Genomic DNA, 17,974 nt, shown 5'->3' with positions numbered 1-17,974 from the left:
ACACGAATCCGCCGTTTGCTAGTTAAAATTGATCTCTCAACAATAAAAATAAAAAATACGGTGCACCAATGATCGCAATAATAATCCCCGCAGGAATCTCTCCGCTGGTAAGAAGAATCCGTCCGATAATATCTGCCACTAAAACCAATATGCCACCTATTGCACCGCTTATTAAGAAGCTGTTACGAGTTTCTTGTTTAAGCCATGCTTTGCTGATATGCGGAGCCAATAAACCAACAAAACCGAGACTCCCGGTAAATGCGACACAACAGGCTGCCAGTCCAACTGCTGTCCCCAATAAAATCATTCGTTCCCGATTGACCTTTACGCCTAAACTCATTGCTCGTTCTTCTCCAAAGCCTAAAATTGTCAGCATTGGTACTTTACGATAAGCAAAAATTGTAAAAATAAGAATAAACGGAATCAACGCCGTAACTGCAGTCCACGTCGTTCCCCAAATTGAACCGGCAAGCCAAGAAGTGACGAAGGAATAACTATCTTTAGAAATTTTGATCGTTAATAATAAAGTCAATGCGCTAAAACCAGCATTGACAGCGATTCCGGCTAAAAGAATTTTTTCCATTGATAAAAATTCTTTACGTTGAAAAGCAATGCCAAATACTAAAATAGCTGCTAAAATTCCTCCCACCATAGCAAGCATCGGCAAAATAAGAAGAGAACCCTGTGCAAAAAATCCCAGATATACCATCACAAACAATCCAGCACCGCTATTGATACCGAGAATACTGCCATCTGCTAGGTCATTTCGGGTCGTTCCTTGCAATAAAAAACCGGAAAATGCTAATCCGCAACCGCCGATTAAGGCAATCAAACTCCGAGGAAAACGAAAATTCCAAAAAATCAGTGTTTGTGCTGGTGTGGCTTCCTTCATAAAAATTGCTGCTACCTCTGAAAAATCCAACGTCGTTTTTCCAATCATCAAACTGGCACAAAAAACCAAAAGCAAAACACCAACTACACCAATCGTCTGTTTCTTCATAGGGTTGTCCTCCTTACTTTGTAGAGTAAGAAAGGTACACCAATGGCTGCAATCAACAAGCCAAATGGCGTTTCAAAAGGAGGATTGATTAAGCGGGCACAAAAATCTGCCAGCATAACCAGAAAGCCTCCCATCAGAATACTTAAGGGCACGATTTTACGATAACTTTCTGAAAAATGACGCGCTACATGAGGAACCATCAATCCAATAAAACTAATTGGACCAACTAGTGAAACGGCAGTTCCTGCCAATAAAACGACTAGCACTAAGGCAAATCTGCGGATAAAAGAGGGATTTTTTCCCAAACCAATCGCAGTTTCATCCCCCAACGTCAACACATTCAATTGTGCAGATAAAAAAATACTTCCGATAATCGCAACAACAAAAAAAGGCAATAAATTGAAAAAACGACTCCAAGTAATGGCTGCCACGCCACCAATAAACCAGAAAGCAATATCCTGCTGAAGATCAAAAAAGAGGGACAAAGATTGACTCAATGCAGAAAACAGAGAACTTATTGCCACTCCCGCTAAAACTAATCGAACCGGCGAAAGCCCGACGGTTGAAAAACGTGTCAGCAAGAAAATAAAACCCGCTGCCCCTAATGCACCAAAAAATGAAAATAAAACCGCTGTTGCCTCGTGTGTTGGAAAGAAAACAAAACTTAATGCCAATCCCAAGGAAGCTCCACTATTGATTCCCAATAATCCTGAATCAGCCAAAGGATTTTTCGTGACAGCTTGCATCAATGCCCCGCTGACAGCAAATGCACCGCCAATCAAAAAGGCAGCCAAGACTCGTGGCAAACGTAAATTGCGGATAATTTGCTGCGTCTGATTTTGCGGATCAAATTGAAAAAGCGCCTCCCAAACAGTTTGTCTGGAAATAGTCACTGCCCCATTTGTCAAAGAAAAATAAAATAAAAGCAGACAGGCTAAAAAAAGGCCTCCGATAAGTAGCGACATTTTATTCCGTTTCATAAGCAGCTCCTCGCAGTTCATAACTTATTACTAACGGTTTGGTACTGTCAGGAAAAGTTCCTAAGCAGGCATCAATTTCAAATAACTGTTGCAAACAGTCATTTGTCAATACTTGTTCAGGAGTTCCACAGGTCAGCATCTCACCCTCTTTTAACGCATAAAGATAATCACAGAATCGAGAAGCCAAATTCAAATCGTGAATCGACATGATGATGGTTTTTTCATGCTTTTGATTGATTTTTTGCAATAATTGTAAAATTTCCAATTGATGAGCAGGGTCTAAAAAGGTCGTTGGTTCATCTAAAATAACAATATCAGTATCTTGTGCCAACGCCATTGCAATCCAAACTCGTTGCTTTTGTCCGCCTGATAGTGTTTGAATCGTTTTGTTTGCCAGTTTTTCCAACCCAGTTGCCTCAATCGCCCAGTGAATTGCTTCGTAATCTGCTTTGGACAGCTGTCCAAAGCCTTTTTGATACGGAAAGCGACCATAGGAAACAATTTCTTCAATCGTCAAGCCGATGGAACTATCGCTAGCTTGTGCCAGCATGGCGATTTTTTTCGCTACTTCTTTTGTTGCAATGGTTTGAATCGCTTCACCATCCAAAAAAACAGTCCCTTCGTGGGGAAGCAAAATCCGAGCTAAAGCCTTCAACAAAGTGGATTTTCCACTGCCGTTAGGTCCGATCAAGCCTATAATCTGTCCTTCTGGAATTTTTAAGGTTAAATTTTTTATAATTCTTTGTTTTTGATAACCGACTGATAAATCAATCGTTTTTAATTCCGTCATTGGTATCTCCTATGTATTGTTGATAATCGTTCTCAATTATCCCCTTATTTTTTTCATTCGTCAATAGGAGAAGAATTGATTTTACAGGATTTAATAGAAAGTAATGATTGACTTTCCCCTTGAGTTTGTTAGTATTTATAATTGATAACAGTTCTCATTTACGAAAGGAATCCAAGATGAAAAAAATAACAAGAAAAATGATTCTGCCTGTACTTTTATTAAGCACCCTCGTCTTTGCCGGTTGCAGCTCTCAAAAAAATGATTCTACTGAAAAAAGTGAAACAAAAACCGATGCTTTGGATCACAAAGTAGCTATCCCGAACAACCCGAAACGGATCATCGGCAGCTATCTGGAAGATTACCTCGTTGCTCTTGACGTTAAACCAGTTGCCCAATGGACAGTTGGCAGTGGATCCATTCAAACCTATTTACAAGAAGGATTAAAAGATGTTCCGACAATCAATTTTGATCTGCCGTATGAAGACGTATTGAGTTTTGAACCAGATTTGCTGCTGATTGAATCCAATTCGATGGTCGAAGGCGGCAAATATGCAGAATACAATAAAATCGCGCCAACCTATGTAGTAAAAAATGGTGAGGATGTCACCTGGCAGGAAAAATTAAAAGATATTGCCGACGTTCTGGATAAAAGTGAACAAGGAGACCAAGTGATCACAGATTACGAAGCTCTTGTGAAACAAGCAAAAGAAGAATTAAAAGACAAAATTGCCGGAAAATCGGCTGCCGTTTTATGGGTGACCAACAATTCTGCCTTCATGGTCGCTGAAAACCGCTCCAGCGGTAATTTACTTTATGACCAATTAGGCTTTGAAGTACCCAATCTCACCAAGGAAATCAGTCAATCAGCAACTTCTGACTGGTCCGCAGTCTCATTAGAAAAACTCGCTCAGCTTGATGCAGATTATTTGATTCTTGTTAATAGTGACACGGGTGCTGCCATGTTTGACGATCAAATTTGGCAAAACATCCCCGCAGTCAAAAACAATCATTTGTGGGAATTTGGACCTGAGAGCAGTTGGCTCTACAATGGACCAATCGCCTATACTCAGATGGTTGAGGATATTCAAGAAAAACTCAACTAAGTTTATACAGATTTTTATCTACTTTCTCTTAGAAAATCCGTTTGTCGATGATGAGCGGATTTTTTTATTTTCTATCGGTTAACAAATAAAAAACACTTGAAACGCCGTAAAAACAGGTTTCAAGTGCCAAATAAAAATTATTTAGTTTCACGATGTAAAGTAACTTTTCTTTCGCGTGGGCAATATTTTTTCTTTTCCAAGCGGTCAGGGCTGTTACGTTTGTTTTTGCTTGTTAGATAATTGCGTTCTTTGCAAGAAGTGCATTCTAATGTGATGTTTACGCGCATTGTTTTCCCTCCCCTATTCACTAGCATTCTCCAAGATCTCTCTCAGACCTAAATATAATATCATGTTTTTTTCGTGAACGCTAGTCTTTTTATGGATTTTGTTAAGTAGTTTTACTTGACGAAAAAAATTTCAAAATTAAAAGAATTGATCCGAACATCTTCGCTCGGATCAATTCTTACTGCAGTCTAATTAAAAAAATTCACCATAAACTTCATCAACAGTTTGCGTTGGATCGATTACGATATATAGACTCTTTGTTTTTTCACTGACTTTTGTGGATTGATAAACATTATCCAATCCTTCTGTATCTTTGTCTTTGTATGGGAAGTAAACTAAATCTGGGGTTCCCGTGCGGAATAAAATTTCCATCCGTTCGATGTCTTCATATTTTAATGCTCGAGAAAACATGCCTAATTCCAAACCGCCAAGATTGATATCTTGCGTAGCAACATGATCGCCTTCTTGGAAAATTTCAATTTTAAAACCAGCACATGGATGGATTTCTACGAATTCGCTTCCATTGATTCGTCCATAACTAGTCGTAATTTGTTTGATCCATAGATCACCGATGTGACGACGTTCAATCGTCCATGTTTCTCCATTTCTAAAGTAAAATTTTAGTGCTTTCATTTCTCTTGACATATTTTGATCTCCTCACTTTATGTTTTACGTTTTTAGTGTAGCATACCTAATGCACAATCGTTTAGATAATGCTTACATTACGAAAGTTTTGATAAAAATTTCTGAGTATTTACAATCACTCGCTGATGCTCCCCACGGGCGATTACTCGACCATTCTCAAAAGCTTCAAACTGAAATCCGACTTTTTTTCCTTCGTCCGTGATGGTATTCACCACAATTTGAATCTGCGCACCCACCTTTGAAGGGGCAATATGATGAAGCGTGATTTGGACACCAACACTGGTTTCCTCTTTACTCAGAAGTTCTTCAAGGTAATTATAACACGTATTTTCAATCATTGTCACTAGGGCTGGTGTCGCTAAAACGTCTAGTCCTCCTGAACCAACTGCTAAAGCGGTAAATTCAGGAGTGACGGTAAATTCTTTGGTGGGATTCATTTTTCTTCCTCCAACTGTTTTTTTGCAAATTCAATCAAAGTAGAACGTGTATTTTTAATTTTTCTTAATACCACGGCTTCTTCGCAGCACGTCAACACTTCTTTGACCCATTTTCCGGATTTTAAATCAAAGGTCGTCAATAAATCCCGTCCGTTGATGGCGAGGTCCTTTAATGAACGGATGGGTAAATCATCTAACGCTGCCTCCACTGCCATTTGGTCGGATTCGACCGAAAAATATGGCATCATTTCTTCTGCTGATAAAGCAAAACTGCCAAGATGATAAAGTTCTAATGGTTGCCAAAAATGATCTTTGCGAAGCTGCATCCCGCGAAAAATCGCTTGAGTATGAGTAATCAGTTCATTGGAAGCTTTCCATTTTTTTAAAAAGGAACGAATTTCTTCCGCTTTCACTAAAAGCTGATCCAATAATAACGCCCATGCCTGAGCTTCCGTCGCAATTTTTTGGGGAGGTAAATCAGCAAAATTCAGCAGCTCTGCTCCCTTGTCCCTGAATCCTGGGCAATACTGATAGCATTCAGTTTCAACAAAGTTCTTGATTGCTCGGGTTCGGTAATTTCCTAAAAGCAATTTATTGAATTCGATATAAATTCGTTCAATGGAAATTTTTTCTAACAAGGCATGGTTCTCATAAATGGCTGAAAAAGTTTCCTGCTCCATCTCAAAACCCAGTTGGCTGATAAATCGCAGGCCTCGCATCATGCGTAACGCATCTTCATGAAACCGTTCATGAGGGTTGCCTACTGCTCGCAAGACTTTTTGATCCAAATCCGATAAGCCATCGAACAAATCAATAATCGTATGATCTTCTTTTAAAGCAAAGGCGTTGATCGTGAAATCTCGCCTTTTCAGATCTTCTGCTAAGGAACGAACAAACTCTACATGGTCTGGTCGCCGAAAATCCTGATAGGTTGATTCTGTTCGAAAAGTTGTGATCTCATATTGTTCCTCTTCATGAAGAACCAGCACGGTCCCATGTTCAATCCCAATGTCGATGGTCCGTTTAAAAATTTCTTTGATTTCTGCAGGAAAAGCACTGGTCGCAATATCTACGTCATGGATTGGTTGTCCCAACAATGCATCCCGAACGCTCCCACCAACAAAATATGCCTCATAACCAGCTTCTTCGATTTGTTTCAAAACGGGCGAAGCTTTTGTAAATTCTTCCGGTAATTTATTTAATTTCATCGTTTTTTTCCATTTCTGCGGTTTTTCCATCTTTGCGTTCAAAACGATAGCGATCCCGCCGATTGAATTTCTCCATATTTTCTTCGAATACCTCAGTCAAGTCGATGTTCAATGAATTGGCCATGATCAAAGTGACAAACAATACATCCCCTAATTCTTCCGCAACGGTTTTTTGTCCTTCCGAATCTTTCTTGGCTTTTTCCCCGTGATAATGATTGATCTCTCGCGCCAGTTCGCCAACTTCTTCTGTCAAACGAGCCATTTGCGCCAATGGGCTGAAATAGCCGGTTTTGAATTGTTGGATATAGGTATCTACTTCTTCTTGCATGGAAACCAATGATCGTTTTTCTGTCACTTTTTTCACCTCTATTTTCCTTTATCTTATCAAAAGTAGACTCTTTTTCCTAGCATAGAACAACAGAATGATTGTGAAGAATTTTTTTTCGTGCTACATTAAAGCTACATTAGTTGCAACTGGAGCGTGATTTCATGGATTTTTCAAGAACAATCAAAGATACACTGATCATTTTACTGGGAACACTTATTTATGCTTTCGGTCTGATTTATTTCAATATTCCCAATAGTTTGGCAGAAGGCGGCGTGACGGGGATCACTCTGATTCTGCGGGCACTGTTTGGAATCAATCCGGCATTAAGTACTTTGATACTAAATATTCCGATCATTTTATTAGGCGGAAAAATATTGGGAAGAAGGTCTTTTTTTTATACGATTATTGGAACAGTGGCTCTTTCCGGCTGGCTTTTTTTCTGGCAGCATATTTCTTTTAGTATCGACATTCAACACGATTTGTTGATTGCCGCTCTCATTGCAGGATTATTTGCCGGCATCGGCAGTGGGATTATTTATCGCGTAGGGGGAACGACAGGAGGTAGTGATGTTCTAGCACGCGTGCTGGAGCAAAAATTTGGAATCACGATGGGGCGTTCCTTATTCTTTTTTGACATCCTCGTTCTGACAGCCTCCTTAACATATATTGACCTGCAACGAATGATGTACACCCTCATTTTTTCTTATGTTTTTTCTCGAATCGTCGATACAATCCTAGACGGCGGGTACTCGGCAAAGGGTGTCTTGATTATTTCCAATTTCACTGAGCAAATTACCCCTGTCCTAATGTCTGAATTACAACGGGGTGTCAGCTACATCAAAGGCGAAGGCGGTTTTTCCGGTGTAGAAAAGAAAATCATTTATATGGTGGTCAGCGCACGGGAAATTTCTGAGGTTAAACGCATTGTTCATGAATTTGATGAACGGGCCTTTGTTTCCATCATCAACGTCCATGAAGTCGAAGGTGAGGGTTTTACCTACATGAAGCCGAAGAACGCCTTATTCAAGCGAAAAACGCCAAATGGTACAAAAATAGAGTAATTAAAACAAGAGCTTTTGACAGCTTCCTGCCGGATTTATCCAGCCGATTGACGGAAACTGTAAAAGCTCTTGTCTTTTATTTTGGATTGTCTTCTAAAAGTTGGGAGTGATTTCCATTTGCTTCACGCAATCGTAACAATTCGCGATTGACTTCATCTGATAATTCAAAGAAGGCATTTTTGTCCCCTGCTTCCAAAGCGGCATCGATTTGCTGATACAGCAAGCGAATTTGCGCTTGGATCTCTTCCTGCTTCAAATAAGTATCGATGCGATCGATGATTCCTTCACTTACGATATCGTTCCATCGCAAATAGGGGTTATCCTCCAGTACCGAAAGATAGGCCGGTTGATTCCAGGCATTTTTAAATAGACACTCAATATAAAGCGGTTCTTTCCAATTTAAACGAATCTCATGAAAAATCTGATCGCTGTCGTGAAATCGTTGCCCATCAATTTGCAAAGTCAACGGTTCCCCACTAAAGGATACCTCGCGAATCTGCAATCCACGGTTAGTCATTTTGACTCCTTCAACAAAATGAACATTTTGCAAAATCGACTCGTGGTTGATTAAATAATTCAAAATCCAAGATACTTCCCGCCGACTAAATGAAGCATTCGCAACAAACCAGTTTAGAAAATTCTTTTTTTCTTTGATAGTTACAACCATTGTCCTCACCTATCCTTCTGTTAAGGCGTCAATAATCGATTGGACCTCCAAATCTCCCGGTTCATGGCTTAAATAATGGGTAAACAACGAAAGTGCCTCAGCTAATCGTCCTTCTTCTCGTAAAAAGAGTCCATATTCCTTCATAAATTCCGGTTCATGCTGCAATGAAACATTGGCTTGTTCATAATGTATAGCTGCTTCGGTAAAATCTTCTAATTCATTGTAGGCATGTGCCAAATTCCATTGTGCAAACGCATCATCGGGGTTTTCCATCTTTTCGATCGTTGTGACTACCTCATCGAATCGTTCTTCTTTAAGATACAGATTGCTGAGCATCAATAACGTTTCATCGGTTTTTTCACCGATTTCCAATGCTTGAATCAAAAATTTCTCTGCCTTTTCTTCTTCATGCAATCGAAAGGCATTTTCTGATGCAAATTGATAAAAATCGATTTGGAAAGGATTTTCCTTTAACCCTTCTTCAATTACTTCCTGCGCTTCCTCCAACAGCTCTTCTTCCTGTAATGCTTGCGCCAAATACAGATATAAAGACTGATACTGAGGATTTAATGTCCGCAGCTGTTGCAAATAGTGGATGGCTTGCTGATTTTCTTTTAATTGCAAATAAACAAAAGCTGTTTGAAACAGTCGATCATCAGTGACTTCTTCCTGCAAAGCTTTTTCCATATGCACGACAGCTTCTTCAAACTTCCCTTCTAAGCTAAGGGCACTACCAAGACGTTCCTCCAACGAGACATTTGCCATTTCTTTGACTTTTGCAGCCAACAACATCTGATAAAGTGTCGCAGCCTCTGAAAAACGCTCCGTTGTAAAATATAATTCTGCCAATGCAAACTGAATCAATGGTTCATCCGGCAATAATTTTGCAGCTTCATTCAATTTTGCTTCGCTGACTTCCGGTATTCCCAAAACCTGATACAAATCCGCTGAAAGCAACAGTGCTTCTGGATAAAAATCATTGTCTTTAGGAATTTTTTCAATGAACTCAAATGCGGTGTCAATCTGATCATTCTCAATGGCGATTTCTGCTAAAGGCAGATAAAATTCCGGACTTTTTGTTTGTTCTACGAGACGCTCAAATAGCTGCTGTGCTTCTTCCAAAAAACCCAATTGCAGCAGTTGTTCTCCTAATTGTGCCAACTCTTCCGGCTGATCTTTTACTAATGCTTGATTAAATGCTAACTGAGCAGCGACGAGATCTTCATTTTCAAGTGCCGTCAGCATTTGTTCACTGTATGATTGTTCCATGGTTTTCCTCAAATCTTATTTAGAATTTGTTGGTACTTTTGCATCATGGCGATTAACGCCTCATCCCTCGGCAATTTTCTGCCGCCGATTTTTCCGATAGCAGTCAATACAATAGGTGCATCGGTTCTTTGACTTAATTTTACCACGTTTTCGCAATATTCACTAAGGGATAGCTGTTGCGGTAAATGGATCGGGTAACCTAGATGACTTAGCCATTTCATAAAATTCTCCAATTGAAAATTCAATGGCACCTCGCAGTCACTCCAAAGCAGCTGGAAAATCACTCCGTACAATCGTTTCATATTTGCCGAAAGCAAGTGACCATTCTCAGTTTCATAAAAAGCCTGCTCAAAAAGCGACCCGAAAGTTTCAACCGATGTTTCCTGATAAAAACGGAGCACATCCTGCAATAAGGCGGTAAATGAACGCGTTTCAATTTGATTACTCGTGGGAAAATTTCTGTATAGGTTTTGTAAAAAAGGATAATCACAAACGAGACCACAACGAATCAGGGTTAGGAAATCCACCAGCTTACCATCTTTTTGACCTTCCGAAATTGTTTGATCATAAAAAATGAATTCCGGCAGATTTTTAACTTGTAAAATGGCTTGATTGCCTTTTTTTACAATGGATGAATGAGCCGTCAAACAACTTGCCAAAGCTCGAACAGATGCAGGAATCGTCCAATAATTTCCTCGCATGCGAATCGTCTGTTGCAAAAAGCCTACCAGCTGCATCACGCCTTCATTGCCAAACCCTATTAGTAAATACTCTTTATTTTCAGGAAATTTTTCTAAAAAGGACAATAGATCCATCATTTCATTTAAATTATTACAATAGACTTGGTTGGTCACGATATACCAATCCAAATCCTCCGCCGATTGCAACACTCGACTGATTTTATCAAAAAAATGGTCATAATATTTTTGATTGGTTACAACAAGTACATGTTTGCCGGACAATGCTGCTGTCGGTAGGCTGGCAGCAAGCGGTTCACCATAAATAATTGTTGACGATTGTTGCTGTTTTTTGAATTGACTGCGCATCCTTTTCCCCTCCCCTGTCAGTGTATCATTAATTTCTCAGAAATAAAAAATTTAAGGGAAATCAAAAAGTGGAAAATCATTCAGTTAGATTTTCCACAGTTCATCTTTTTTAAATTTTTATCTTACCAACTGGCTTTTGTCACTCCGGGTATCTTTCCTTCGTGGGCTAATTGACGGAAATTGATCCGTGACATACCGAATTTACGCATGTAGCCGCGGGGGCGACCATCGATCAAATCACGATTTTTCAAACGATTAGGATTTGCATCTTTTGGTAATTTCGCTAAAGCAGCATAATCTCCTTGTTGTTTCAATTCAAAGCGTACTGCTGCATATTTTTCGATTAGCGCTAGTTGTTTTTGCGCTTTAACGATTTTGGATTTTTTTGCCATTATAAATTCCTTCCATTTTTAAATTGTTTTTTCAACCAATGAGCTTTTCATAAACTGTAATCTTTACGTTTTGAAAGCATAGCACGATTTCCTTTAATTGACAATCAATTGCTCTTCTTCTGTCTAATCTAATTCGTGCGTCAATTTATTCACAAAGTAAAAATAAGTATTTATAGTTGACGAATGAGGTTGGAACGCTTATTATTTTCATTGTATCAAACAAAAACTTTTTTTAGGGGAGATTTTTTTATGAAATTCGTGAAAGTCGTAACGTTCGCAGCAGCATTATTAGCAACAGGCGGTGTTTTAACAGCTTGTGGCGCAGATGAAGGAACAAAAGAATCATCAAGTGCTTCTTCTTCAGTCGCAGCATCAACTGAAGCATCTTCTTCTGTTGAAGTAACATCAACTGCTTCAATCAGCGATCAAGCAAGTGTTCTTGAAAAAGCATTAGGTGCTGACGGAAACTGGATCGTAGCAGCAACTGCTGATGTAACTTTTGACAATGACTTAACAGTTACTGGTGAATTCCACGATAAAGGTGACGATACACAAGCTGTTTACCGTAAATTAGCTTTGTATTCTCAAGATGAAGACCGTAATGTAACAGATGAATATACAATTACTGTACCAAAGATCGTTGTTGAATCAGAAAACTTAAACATCGTTCACGGAACTGTAAAAGGCGATATCGAAGTGAAAGCAAACGGCTTTGTATTGGATGGCGCTAAAGTTGAAGGTAACGTAACTTTTGCAAGCAAAGAATTCCAAGATTCTGCTAAATTAGAAGAAAACGGCGCAACAGTTAGCGGCGACGTTACTGTAGCTGAATAATTCAATAAAATTTCATAAAGAAACGGTCAAAATCAGATGATTTTGACCGCTTTTTTTATTCTTCAAACCCATTTTGATCCGCTACTTGTTTAAACCAATAACCAGATTTCTTGATTATCCGTTTCCCATCTTCTGCTAAATTGACTGAAATAAAGCCATAACGATTTTTGTAGGCATTGGTCCAGGACCAATTATCCATACACGTCCACATGTGGTAGCCTAAACAATTAGCTCCTTCTTGAATTGCTTGATGCACAAACTTCAAATGCTCCGAAACAAAGTCGATCCGATAATCATCATGAATCATTCCATCCGCTTGAATGAAACGACCTTCATCTTCTACTCCCATACCATTTTCAGAAATGAAACAAGGGATATTGCCGTAATTGTCGCGAACATTCATCAAAATGTCATAGATTCCCTTTTCATAAATTTCCCAGCCACGATAAGGATTCATTTTTCTTCCCGGCATTTCGTACACATCAAAATAATCTTCCGGCATAGGATTTTCAGCTTTTGGTGTTTCTTTTTCTTTGATTCTTCGTGGTTGATAATAATTGATTCCTAATAAATCCACTGTATTTTCTCGGATAAGTTGCAAATCATTTTCTTGCATTTCCGGTAACATTCCTTTTTCTTTTAATAAATCCACCAAATCTTGAGGAAATTTTCCTTTGACTGCTGGGTCTAAAAAAGAACGATTGAAAAAAGCATCAGCAATTTTTGCTGCTTTTACGTCAGCTGGATTATTCTCATCTCGAGGATAGCTCGGTGTCAAATTCAAAATAATCCCAATTTGTCCTTCCTGCTTGCTTTCATGATAGGCTTTAATTGCCAAAGCAGAAGCCAACGCTTCATGATAGCCAACTTGGACAGCATGCGTCATATTTGCTTCTTCTGGATAATGCAATTGATACAGATAACCTGCTTCAACAGGAACGATCGGCTCGTTATGAGTGAACCATTTCTTTACTTGATCGCCAAATAACTCAAAACAAGTCTTGGCGTACACTTCATAAGCCGCTACCGTTTCCCGATTGAGCCATCCCCCGGCTGTCTGTAATGGCATCGGCATATCAAAATGATACAGATTGATGAAAGGTTCAATGTCATTTGCCAATAATTCCGCAAAATAATTGCGATAGAATTTCACTGCTTCTGAATTGACTTCTCCGGTTCCATTGGGGAGCAATCGACTCCATTGAATTGACGTCCGAAAAGAATTATGCCCCGTTTGTTTCATCAGTTGAATGTCTTCTTTATATTTGGTATACACTTGCGAAGCTTTTCCCGGACCTACTTGATTAAAAAACTTCTCTGGTTCTTTTTCGTACCAATAATCAAAGATATTATCGCCTTTGCCGTCTCCTGCGACTCTACCTTCTGTTTGGGGACCGCTTGCGGCTGAGCCCCACCAAAAGTTTTCTGGAAATGTATACATGCTCATTTGATTGCCTCATTTCTTTTATTCTTTAGCGATTGTTTTTCTAACAATCACTGAATGCGTTCATTATCAGGATAGCGATTGCAAAGAAAAAAGACAATCCTTTTTTTAAGATTGTCTCCGGTTTCTTAGATTCTAAGCATTGCGATGAACACTGCGTAATTTTTCAATGTCGATTTTTTTCATTTTATACAGAGCCAGTGTTGTTTGATACGCTTTTTCAAAATGATGATCGTCCAATAAATCAGATAAATCTCGTGGAACGGTTTGCCAAGAAATGCCAAATTTATCCATCATCCAACCACAGGGATATTCCGTTCCTTCGTTAGTTACGCTTTCCCACAAACGATCGATTTCATCCTGATCTTCACAATAGATATAGAAGGAATTAGCCATTGAAAACCCGAATTTATGCTCTTCTGGGCTATCCATCGTAAGAAACGATTGATCGTAAAGATGGAAACCGGTAAGCTGTGTGGTTTGATCATCATTCAATAAACGAAAATCCGTTCCTCCACCAAAAATCGTCAACCATTCAGTAACGGCCTCCTGAGCTTTTTCATAGCGTTCATTTGCGAACATGATACAAGGAGTAATGGATTGCGCTCCCTCGCCAATTTTTACCTGCCAAGAAAAACCATAACGATCTTCCACCCAACCAAAGAGTCCAATCTCTGGATACTCTTGAAATTCCATCAAAACAGTTCCATCAGCAGATAATCGTTGCCAAACATTTTCCAACTGAGTGTTATCTTCACAATTGATAACATAAGAAATCGCCGGTGTTGGGGTGAATTCTGGTCCGCCATTTAAAAGAATAAATTCACTTCCCGCTAAATTCAGTTCAATCGTTGCAATTTCACCAGGGCGCCCGTGAATATCTTCAACAAAACGCAAGGAACGCTTTTGCTCACTTTTATCAAAAATATCCAAATAAAAATCAGCAGTTTCTTGTGGTGCACCATCGATCCACAGACAACAAGCCATTTTATTCTTATTCATCATGGTCTCCTCCTGTTCTTAACCTGAACATACTATTTCAACTTCAAAAAGATAAAAATTTCCGCAGTATCAATGCCTAGTTAAAGCGTAGCACAAATAAAGCGTTCTCTAAAAAATCCTGCTCAAAAAACAGAAACTAGACAGGAGTTCATTTTCCGCTTTTTTAAGATGAAAAATAAAAAAACTCGCTAGAGCTCTAGAGCCCCAACGAGTTTATTTGCCGCATTATTTCACAGCGTCCTTAAGAGCTTTACCTGGTTTGAATGCAGGTACTTTGCTTGCAGGGATTTTGATTTCTTCACCAGTTTGTGGGTTACGTCCTTTGCGTTCTGCACGAGAGCGAACTTCAAAGTTACCAAAACCGATCAATTGAACTTTTTCACCTTTAGCTAAAGCATCTTGGATTGTTGAAAAGACTGCGTCAACAGCTGCAGTTGCGTCTTTTTTTGTTAATTCAGTAGCTGCTGCAACTTTTTCGATTAATTCTGCTTTGTTTGCCATGGGATGATTTCACCTCCTCCAAAAGGGTTATGATGCTTAACATCACATCACAAAAATTTGAGTGGTCCAAATCTTTGCGATAAATATTGATAACCATCAATATTCTGATATAACGTTATCATAAGAACGTTGTAATATCAAGGATTTTCGCGTTTTTAACCCGTCTTTTTTCCATCAAAAAAACAAATCTATTAAAAAAATAGTTATTCTTTGAAAAAAAAATTCAACTATGGTAAAATCTTTTATTTTCTGCGGCGAGGAATGATTTTAATCGGTGTTCCTTCAAAGACAAATGCCTTTCGAATTTGATTTTCCAAGAAGCGAGCATAAGAAAAATGCATCAGTTCTTCCTCATTGACGAAGATAACAAAAGCAGGTGGTTTTACTGCTACTTGTGTTGCATAGAAAATCTTTAATCGCTTGCCTTTATCCGTTGGTGTTGGATTGATTGCTACTGCGTCCATGATTACATCATTCAAGACTGCTGACGGAATCCGCATATTCTGATTGGCACTGACTTCTTCAATCAGCTCAGGTAATTTATTCAACCGTTGTTTTGTCTCTGCTGAAACAAATAGAATCGGGGCATAATCCAGATATTGGAATTCTTCACGGATTTCCTTTTCAAAATCACGCAGGGTATTGGTTTCTTTTTTCACCAAATCCCATTTATTAACGACAATAATGATTCCGCGTCCTGCTTCATGGGCATAGCCGGCGATTTTTTTATCCTGCTCCCGAATTCCTTCCTCCCCGTTTAAAATCATCAAGACGACATCAGAACGTTCGATCGCACGCATCGCACGCATCACGCTATATTTCTCTGTGCTTTCGTACACTTTTCCCCGTTTACGCATTCCTGCAGTATCAATCATGGTAAATTCCTGTCCGGTATCCGAAGTAAAATGAGTATCGACTGCATCTCGAGTAGTTCCTTCAATATCAGAAACAATCACCCGATCTTCCCCTAAAATTGCATTAATTAACGAAGATTTACCAACGTTGGGCCGTCCAATCAAGCTGAATTTAATAACCGAATCATCTTCCTCTTCGATTTCTGTGCTGAAATGTTTGACCGCTTCATCTAAAACATCCCCGATACCCAAACCATGACTACCAGAAATTGGGAATGGATCGCCTAGGCCTAAAGAATAAAATTCATAGATTTCCGCACGCATTTCCGGATTATCCACTTTGTTTACTGCCAAGATAACTGGTTTATTGCTTTTATATAAAATTCTGGCAACTAATTCATCTGCATCAGTTACCCCCTCACGTCCGCTGGCAATAAATAAGATAACGTCAGCTTCATCGATTGCGATTTCTGCTTGATGCTTGATTTGTTCCATAAAAGGCTCATCGCCTAAATCAATACCGCCAGTGTCGATAATACTAAATTCACGTCCCAGCCATTCTCCTGTCGCATAGATACGATCACGAGTAACACCCGGCGTATCTTCAACGATCGAAATTCGTTCACCGGCAATGCGATTAAAAATCGTCGACTTGCCGACATTTGGTCGACCGACGATTGCTATTGTTGGATTCGCCATGTTAATTCCCCCTAGTTCCTTTTTTGGTATGAAATTTTCCATCAGAAAATTTGTCCAAATTCATTACAATCTTATTTAGTTTACCTAATCCCCCGGTAACTTGCAAGGTAAAATTCTCGTGGAAAAACCTGCCGCTTGCTTCTCAAAAAAAGAGACACTAATCTCAACAGATTAATGTCTCCCAGCAAGTACGGGTTATTCTTCTGATTTGTCTTCGGAATCATCCGTATTTAATGCATTACCAAGAATGTCTCCCATTGTAAATCCACTTGTTTCTTCAGGAAGTTCATAGGATTCTTCTTTTTCTTCTTGTGGTTTTTCTTCCAATGCTTTGATGCTCAATGCTACCCGATGTTCATTCGGATTGACTTCCAGCACCTTAACTTGCACTTCATCGCCTTCTTTAAGCACTTCATGAGGTGTAGCAATATGTTTGTGAGAAATTTGAGAAATGTGAACCAATCCCTCAACTCCTGGGAAGACTTCAACAAATGCGCCAAAGCTTGTCAAGCGTTTAACCGTACCCTCTAAAATCGTACCTGGTGCTGCTTTTTCTTCGATATCTGTCCAAGGTCCAGGCAATGTGTCTTTGATTGATAAAGAAACACGTTCTTTTTCAGGATCAACGGACAATACTTTTACTTGAACGGAATCGCCGACTTTTAGGACATCGCTTGGGCGATCCACATGGCTGTGAGAAATTTCAGATACATGGACTAAACCGTCCACACCACCAAGATCGACAAACGCACCGAAGTCTGTTAAACGGGCAACCGTTCCTTCAACCGTTTCTCCTTCATGGATTGTAGCCAATACTTCTTGTTTTTGTGCTTCTTTTTCTGTTTCAACTACAGCTTTATGGGATAAAATCAAACGATTTTCTGAAGGTTCGATTTCAATGATTTTGAAAGCCAACGTTTTGCCTTTGTACTCTTCAAAATCAGCAACAAAATGGTCTTCTACCATTGATGCAGGAACAAATCCACGAACACCGACATCAACAACTAAGCCGCCTTTTACGACATTTGTTACAGGTGCTTCAATGACTTTTCCTTCTTTGAAGTCTTTTTCGATATCTTCCCAAACTTTCTTCGCGTCTAGGCGACGTTTAGAAAGAAGGTAGCTACCGTTTTCTTTATCTTTACCGATCGTTGAGATCACGACTAAGTCTAAGACGTCGCCGACTTTTACGACTTCCTCAATGTCTTCAACAGGTAATGTTGACAACTCTTTTGCAGGCACGACACCTTCAACGCCGGCACCTTCGATACCAACGATTGCTTGCTTGTCTTCGATTGCCAGCACTTCACCTTTGACGATATCGCCAACTTTTACTTCTTGGAAACTTTCCAATGCATCTGCCATTGTTTCATTTCCATTTTCCACTTGACCGTTTTCAAATTCTGTCATAACAAATGTCCTCCTAACC

20 protein-coding genes are annotated in these 17,974 nt (G+C 39.3%); 3 read left to right on the top strand and 17 right to left on the bottom strand.

Going from position 1 to position 17,974, the window contains the following annotated elements; all coding sequences use genetic code 11:
- Positions 1 to 22: 22 nt before the first annotated feature.
- Genes BAU16_RS02575 through BAU16_RS02565 form a run of 3 tightly spaced genes read right to left on the bottom strand, consistent with a single transcriptional unit; the run spans position 23 to position 2,770 of the window.
- Positions 23 to 1,000 carry a FecCD family ABC transporter permease gene (locus BAU16_RS02575; protein ID WP_137605844.1) on the bottom strand — a complete coding sequence of 326 codons (978 nt, stop codon included), beginning with the start codon at positions 998 to 1,000 and terminating at the stop codon, positions 23 to 25.
- The gene (locus tag BAU16_RS02570; protein WP_137605843.1) at positions 997 to 1,980 is read right to left on the bottom strand and encodes a FecCD family ABC transporter permease; all 984 of its coding nucleotides are present in this window, start codon (positions 1,978 to 1,980) and stop codon (positions 997 to 999) included. The genes BAU16_RS02575 and BAU16_RS02570 overlap by 4 nt, the downstream gene beginning before the upstream one ends.
- A complete protein-coding gene (locus BAU16_RS02565; RefSeq protein WP_048603114.1) occupies positions 1,967 to 2,770 on the bottom strand; it encodes an ABC transporter ATP-binding protein in 804 nt (267 codons plus the stop codon). Before BAU16_RS02565 ends, BAU16_RS02570 begins: the two co-directional genes overlap by 14 nt.
- Positions 2,771 to 2,946: 176 nt before the next feature.
- Between BAU16_RS02565 and BAU16_RS02560 the strand changes: the two genes are divergently transcribed.
- Positions 2,947 to 3,873 carry an ABC transporter substrate-binding protein gene (locus tag BAU16_RS02560; RefSeq protein WP_137605842.1) on the top strand — a complete coding sequence of 309 codons (927 nt, stop codon included), beginning with the start codon at positions 2,947 to 2,949 and terminating at the stop codon, positions 3,871 to 3,873.
- A gap of 137 nt (positions 3,874 to 4,010) precedes the next feature.
- Here BAU16_RS02560 and rpmG read toward each other — a convergent pair whose 3' ends face one another.
- From rpmG to BAU16_RS02535, 5 genes are all read right to left on the bottom strand, one after another.
- Positions 4,011 to 4,160: a 50S ribosomal protein L33 gene (gene rpmG / locus BAU16_RS02555; protein ID WP_082147212.1), complete on the bottom strand. Its 150-nt coding sequence runs from the start codon at positions 4,158 to 4,160 to the stop codon at positions 4,011 to 4,013.
- 190 nt (positions 4,161 to 4,350) lie between these two features.
- Positions 4,351 to 4,803, bottom strand: a complete 453-nt coding sequence (locus BAU16_RS02550) for a hypothetical protein (RefSeq protein ID WP_048603116.1) — start codon at positions 4,801 to 4,803, stop codon at positions 4,351 to 4,353.
- Positions 4,804 to 4,880: 77 nt separating this feature from the next.
- Entirely contained in the window at positions 4,881 to 5,240 is a 360-nt protein-coding gene (locus BAU16_RS02545) for a thioesterase family protein (RefSeq protein ID WP_137605841.1), read from the bottom strand.
- The gene (locus BAU16_RS02540; protein WP_137605840.1) at positions 5,237 to 6,448 is read right to left on the bottom strand and encodes a CCA tRNA nucleotidyltransferase; all 1,212 of its coding nucleotides are present in this window, start codon (positions 6,446 to 6,448) and stop codon (positions 5,237 to 5,239) included. Before BAU16_RS02540 ends, BAU16_RS02545 begins: the two co-directional genes overlap by 4 nt.
- A complete protein-coding gene (locus tag BAU16_RS02535) occupies positions 6,435 to 6,803 on the bottom strand; it encodes a nucleotide pyrophosphohydrolase (protein WP_161526374.1) in 369 nt (122 codons plus the stop codon). The genes BAU16_RS02540 and BAU16_RS02535 overlap by 14 nt, the downstream gene beginning before the upstream one ends.
- A gap of 134 nt (positions 6,804 to 6,937) precedes the next feature.
- Between BAU16_RS02535 and BAU16_RS02530 the strand changes: the two genes are divergently transcribed.
- Complete coding sequence (locus BAU16_RS02530; RefSeq protein ID WP_048603119.1) at positions 6,938 to 7,837, top strand: YitT family protein; 900 nt, start codon at positions 6,938 to 6,940, stop codon at positions 7,835 to 7,837.
- A gap of 76 nt (positions 7,838 to 7,913) precedes the next feature.
- Here BAU16_RS02530 and BAU16_RS02525 read toward each other — a convergent pair whose 3' ends face one another.
- The 4 genes from BAU16_RS02525 to rpsN all read right to left on the bottom strand — a co-directional run bounded on the left by BAU16_RS02525 (position 7,914) and on the right by rpsN (position 11,211).
- Complete coding sequence (locus BAU16_RS02525) at positions 7,914 to 8,504, bottom strand: YpiB family protein (protein WP_048603120.1); 591 nt, start codon at positions 8,502 to 8,504, stop codon at positions 7,914 to 7,916.
- A gap of 9 nt (positions 8,505 to 8,513) precedes the next feature.
- Entirely contained in the window at positions 8,514 to 9,773 is a 1,260-nt protein-coding gene (locus BAU16_RS02520) for a tetratricopeptide repeat protein (protein WP_137605838.1), read from the bottom strand.
- Positions 9,774 to 9,781: 8 nt separating this feature from the next.
- Positions 9,782 to 10,819, bottom strand: a complete 1,038-nt coding sequence (locus BAU16_RS02515) for a hypothetical protein (protein WP_137605837.1) — start codon at positions 10,817 to 10,819, stop codon at positions 9,782 to 9,784.
- 122 nt (positions 10,820 to 10,941) lie between these two features.
- Positions 10,942 to 11,211: a 30S ribosomal protein S14 gene (gene rpsN / locus BAU16_RS02510; RefSeq protein WP_048603123.1), complete on the bottom strand. Its 270-nt coding sequence runs from the start codon at positions 11,209 to 11,211 to the stop codon at positions 10,942 to 10,944.
- Positions 11,212 to 11,460: 249 nt separating this feature from the next.
- Here rpsN and BAU16_RS02505 point away from each other — a divergent pair, with 249 nt between their 5' ends.
- Complete coding sequence (locus BAU16_RS02505) at positions 11,461 to 12,045, top strand: polymer-forming cytoskeletal protein (RefSeq protein WP_137605836.1); 585 nt, start codon at positions 11,461 to 11,463, stop codon at positions 12,043 to 12,045.
- Positions 12,046 to 12,100: 55 nt separating this feature from the next.
- Here BAU16_RS02505 and BAU16_RS02500 read toward each other — a convergent pair whose 3' ends face one another.
- The 5 genes from BAU16_RS02500 to rpsA form a co-directional block, all read right to left on the bottom strand.
- Positions 12,101 to 13,492 carry a glycoside hydrolase family 1 protein gene (locus tag BAU16_RS02500; protein WP_161526373.1) on the bottom strand — a complete coding sequence of 464 codons (1,392 nt, stop codon included), beginning with the start codon at positions 13,490 to 13,492 and terminating at the stop codon, positions 12,101 to 12,103.
- A 132-nt stretch (positions 13,493 to 13,624) separates the two neighbouring features.
- On the bottom strand, positions 13,625 to 14,491 hold the full coding sequence (locus BAU16_RS02495) for a VOC family protein (protein WP_171000834.1): 867 nt from the start codon (positions 14,489 to 14,491) through the stop codon (positions 13,625 to 13,627).
- 225 nt (positions 14,492 to 14,716) lie between these two features.
- Entirely contained in the window at positions 14,717 to 14,992 is a 276-nt protein-coding gene (locus tag BAU16_RS02490; protein WP_048603126.1) for an HU family DNA-binding protein, read from the bottom strand.
- A 242-nt stretch (positions 14,993 to 15,234) separates the two neighbouring features.
- Entirely contained in the window at positions 15,235 to 16,545 is a 1,311-nt protein-coding gene (gene der, locus BAU16_RS02485; protein ID WP_137605834.1) for a ribosome biogenesis GTPase Der, read from the bottom strand.
- A 195-nt stretch (positions 16,546 to 16,740) separates the two neighbouring features.
- Positions 16,741 to 17,955 carry a 30S ribosomal protein S1 gene (gene rpsA, locus BAU16_RS02480; RefSeq protein WP_048603128.1) on the bottom strand — a complete coding sequence of 405 codons (1,215 nt, stop codon included), beginning with the start codon at positions 17,953 to 17,955 and terminating at the stop codon, positions 16,741 to 16,743.
- Positions 17,956 to 17,974 lie beyond the last annotated feature (19 nt).

The sequence above is a fragment of the Enterococcus sp. JM9B genome (assembly GCF_009933265.1).
Lineage (GTDB): Bacteria > Bacillota > Bacilli > Lactobacillales > Enterococcaceae > Enterococcus_C > Enterococcus_C songbeiensis.
The sequence above is the reverse complement of the archived record's forward strand: the minus strand, read 5'-3'. Positions and strand labels throughout refer to the sequence as shown.

Bases quoted from the DNA above. Each gene is read 5' to 3' on its own strand.
- BAU16_RS02545 (WP_137605841.1), bottom strand. From the start codon at position 5,240: ATGAATCCCACCAAAGAATTTACCGTCACTCCTGAATTTACCGCTTTA.
- BAU16_RS02530 (WP_048603119.1), top strand. From the start codon at position 6,938: ATGGATTTTTCAAGAACAATCAAAGATACACTGATCATTTTACTGGGA.
- rpsA (WP_048603128.1), bottom strand. From the start codon at position 17,955: ATGACAGAATTTGAAAACGGTCAAGTGGAAAATGGAAATGAAACAATG.
- BAU16_RS02525 (WP_048603120.1), bottom strand. From the start codon at position 8,504: ATGGTTGTAACTATCAAAGAAAAAAAGAATTTTCTAAACTGGTTTGTT.
- BAU16_RS02515 (WP_137605837.1), bottom strand. From the start codon at position 10,819: ATGCGCAGTCAATTCAAAAAACAGCAACAATCGTCAACAATTATTTAT.
- BAU16_RS02505 (WP_137605836.1), top strand. From the start codon at position 11,461: ATGAAATTCGTGAAAGTCGTAACGTTCGCAGCAGCATTATTAGCAACA.
- BAU16_RS02500 (WP_161526373.1), bottom strand. From the start codon at position 13,492: ATGAGCATGTATACATTTCCAGAAAACTTTTGGTGGGGCTCAGCCGCA.
- BAU16_RS02570 (WP_137605843.1), bottom strand. From the start codon at position 1,980: ATGAAACGGAATAAAATGTCGCTACTTATCGGAGGCCTTTTTTTAGCC.
- BAU16_RS02495 (WP_171000834.1), bottom strand. From the start codon at position 14,491: ATGAATAAGAATAAAATGGCTTGTTGTCTGTGGATCGATGGTGCACCA.
- der (WP_137605834.1), bottom strand. From the start codon at position 16,545: ATGGCGAATCCAACAATAGCAATCGTCGGTCGACCAAATGTCGGCAAG.
- BAU16_RS02550 (WP_048603116.1), bottom strand. From the start codon at position 4,803: ATGTCAAGAGAAATGAAAGCACTAAAATTTTACTTTAGAAATGGAGAA.
- BAU16_RS02565 (WP_048603114.1), bottom strand. From the start codon at position 2,770: ATGACGGAATTAAAAACGATTGATTTATCAGTCGGTTATCAAAAACAA.
- rpmG (WP_082147212.1), bottom strand. From the start codon at position 4,160: ATGCGCGTAAACATCACATTAGAATGCACTTCTTGCAAAGAACGCAAT.
- rpsN (WP_048603123.1), bottom strand. From the start codon at position 11,211: ATGGCAAAAAAATCCAAAATCGTTAAAGCGCAAAAACAACTAGCGCTA.
- BAU16_RS02575 (WP_137605844.1), bottom strand. From the start codon at position 1,000: ATGAAGAAACAGACGATTGGTGTAGTTGGTGTTTTGCTTTTGGTTTTT.
- BAU16_RS02520 (WP_137605838.1), bottom strand. From the start codon at position 9,773: ATGGAACAATCATACAGTGAACAAATGCTGACGGCACTTGAAAATGAA.
- BAU16_RS02540 (WP_137605840.1), bottom strand. From the start codon at position 6,448: ATGAAATTAAATAAATTACCGGAAGAATTTACAAAAGCTTCGCCCGTT.
- BAU16_RS02490 (WP_048603126.1), bottom strand. From the start codon at position 14,992: ATGGCAAACAAAGCAGAATTAATCGAAAAAGTTGCAGCAGCTACTGAA.
- BAU16_RS02560 (WP_137605842.1), top strand. From the start codon at position 2,947: ATGAAAAAAATAACAAGAAAAATGATTCTGCCTGTACTTTTATTAAGC.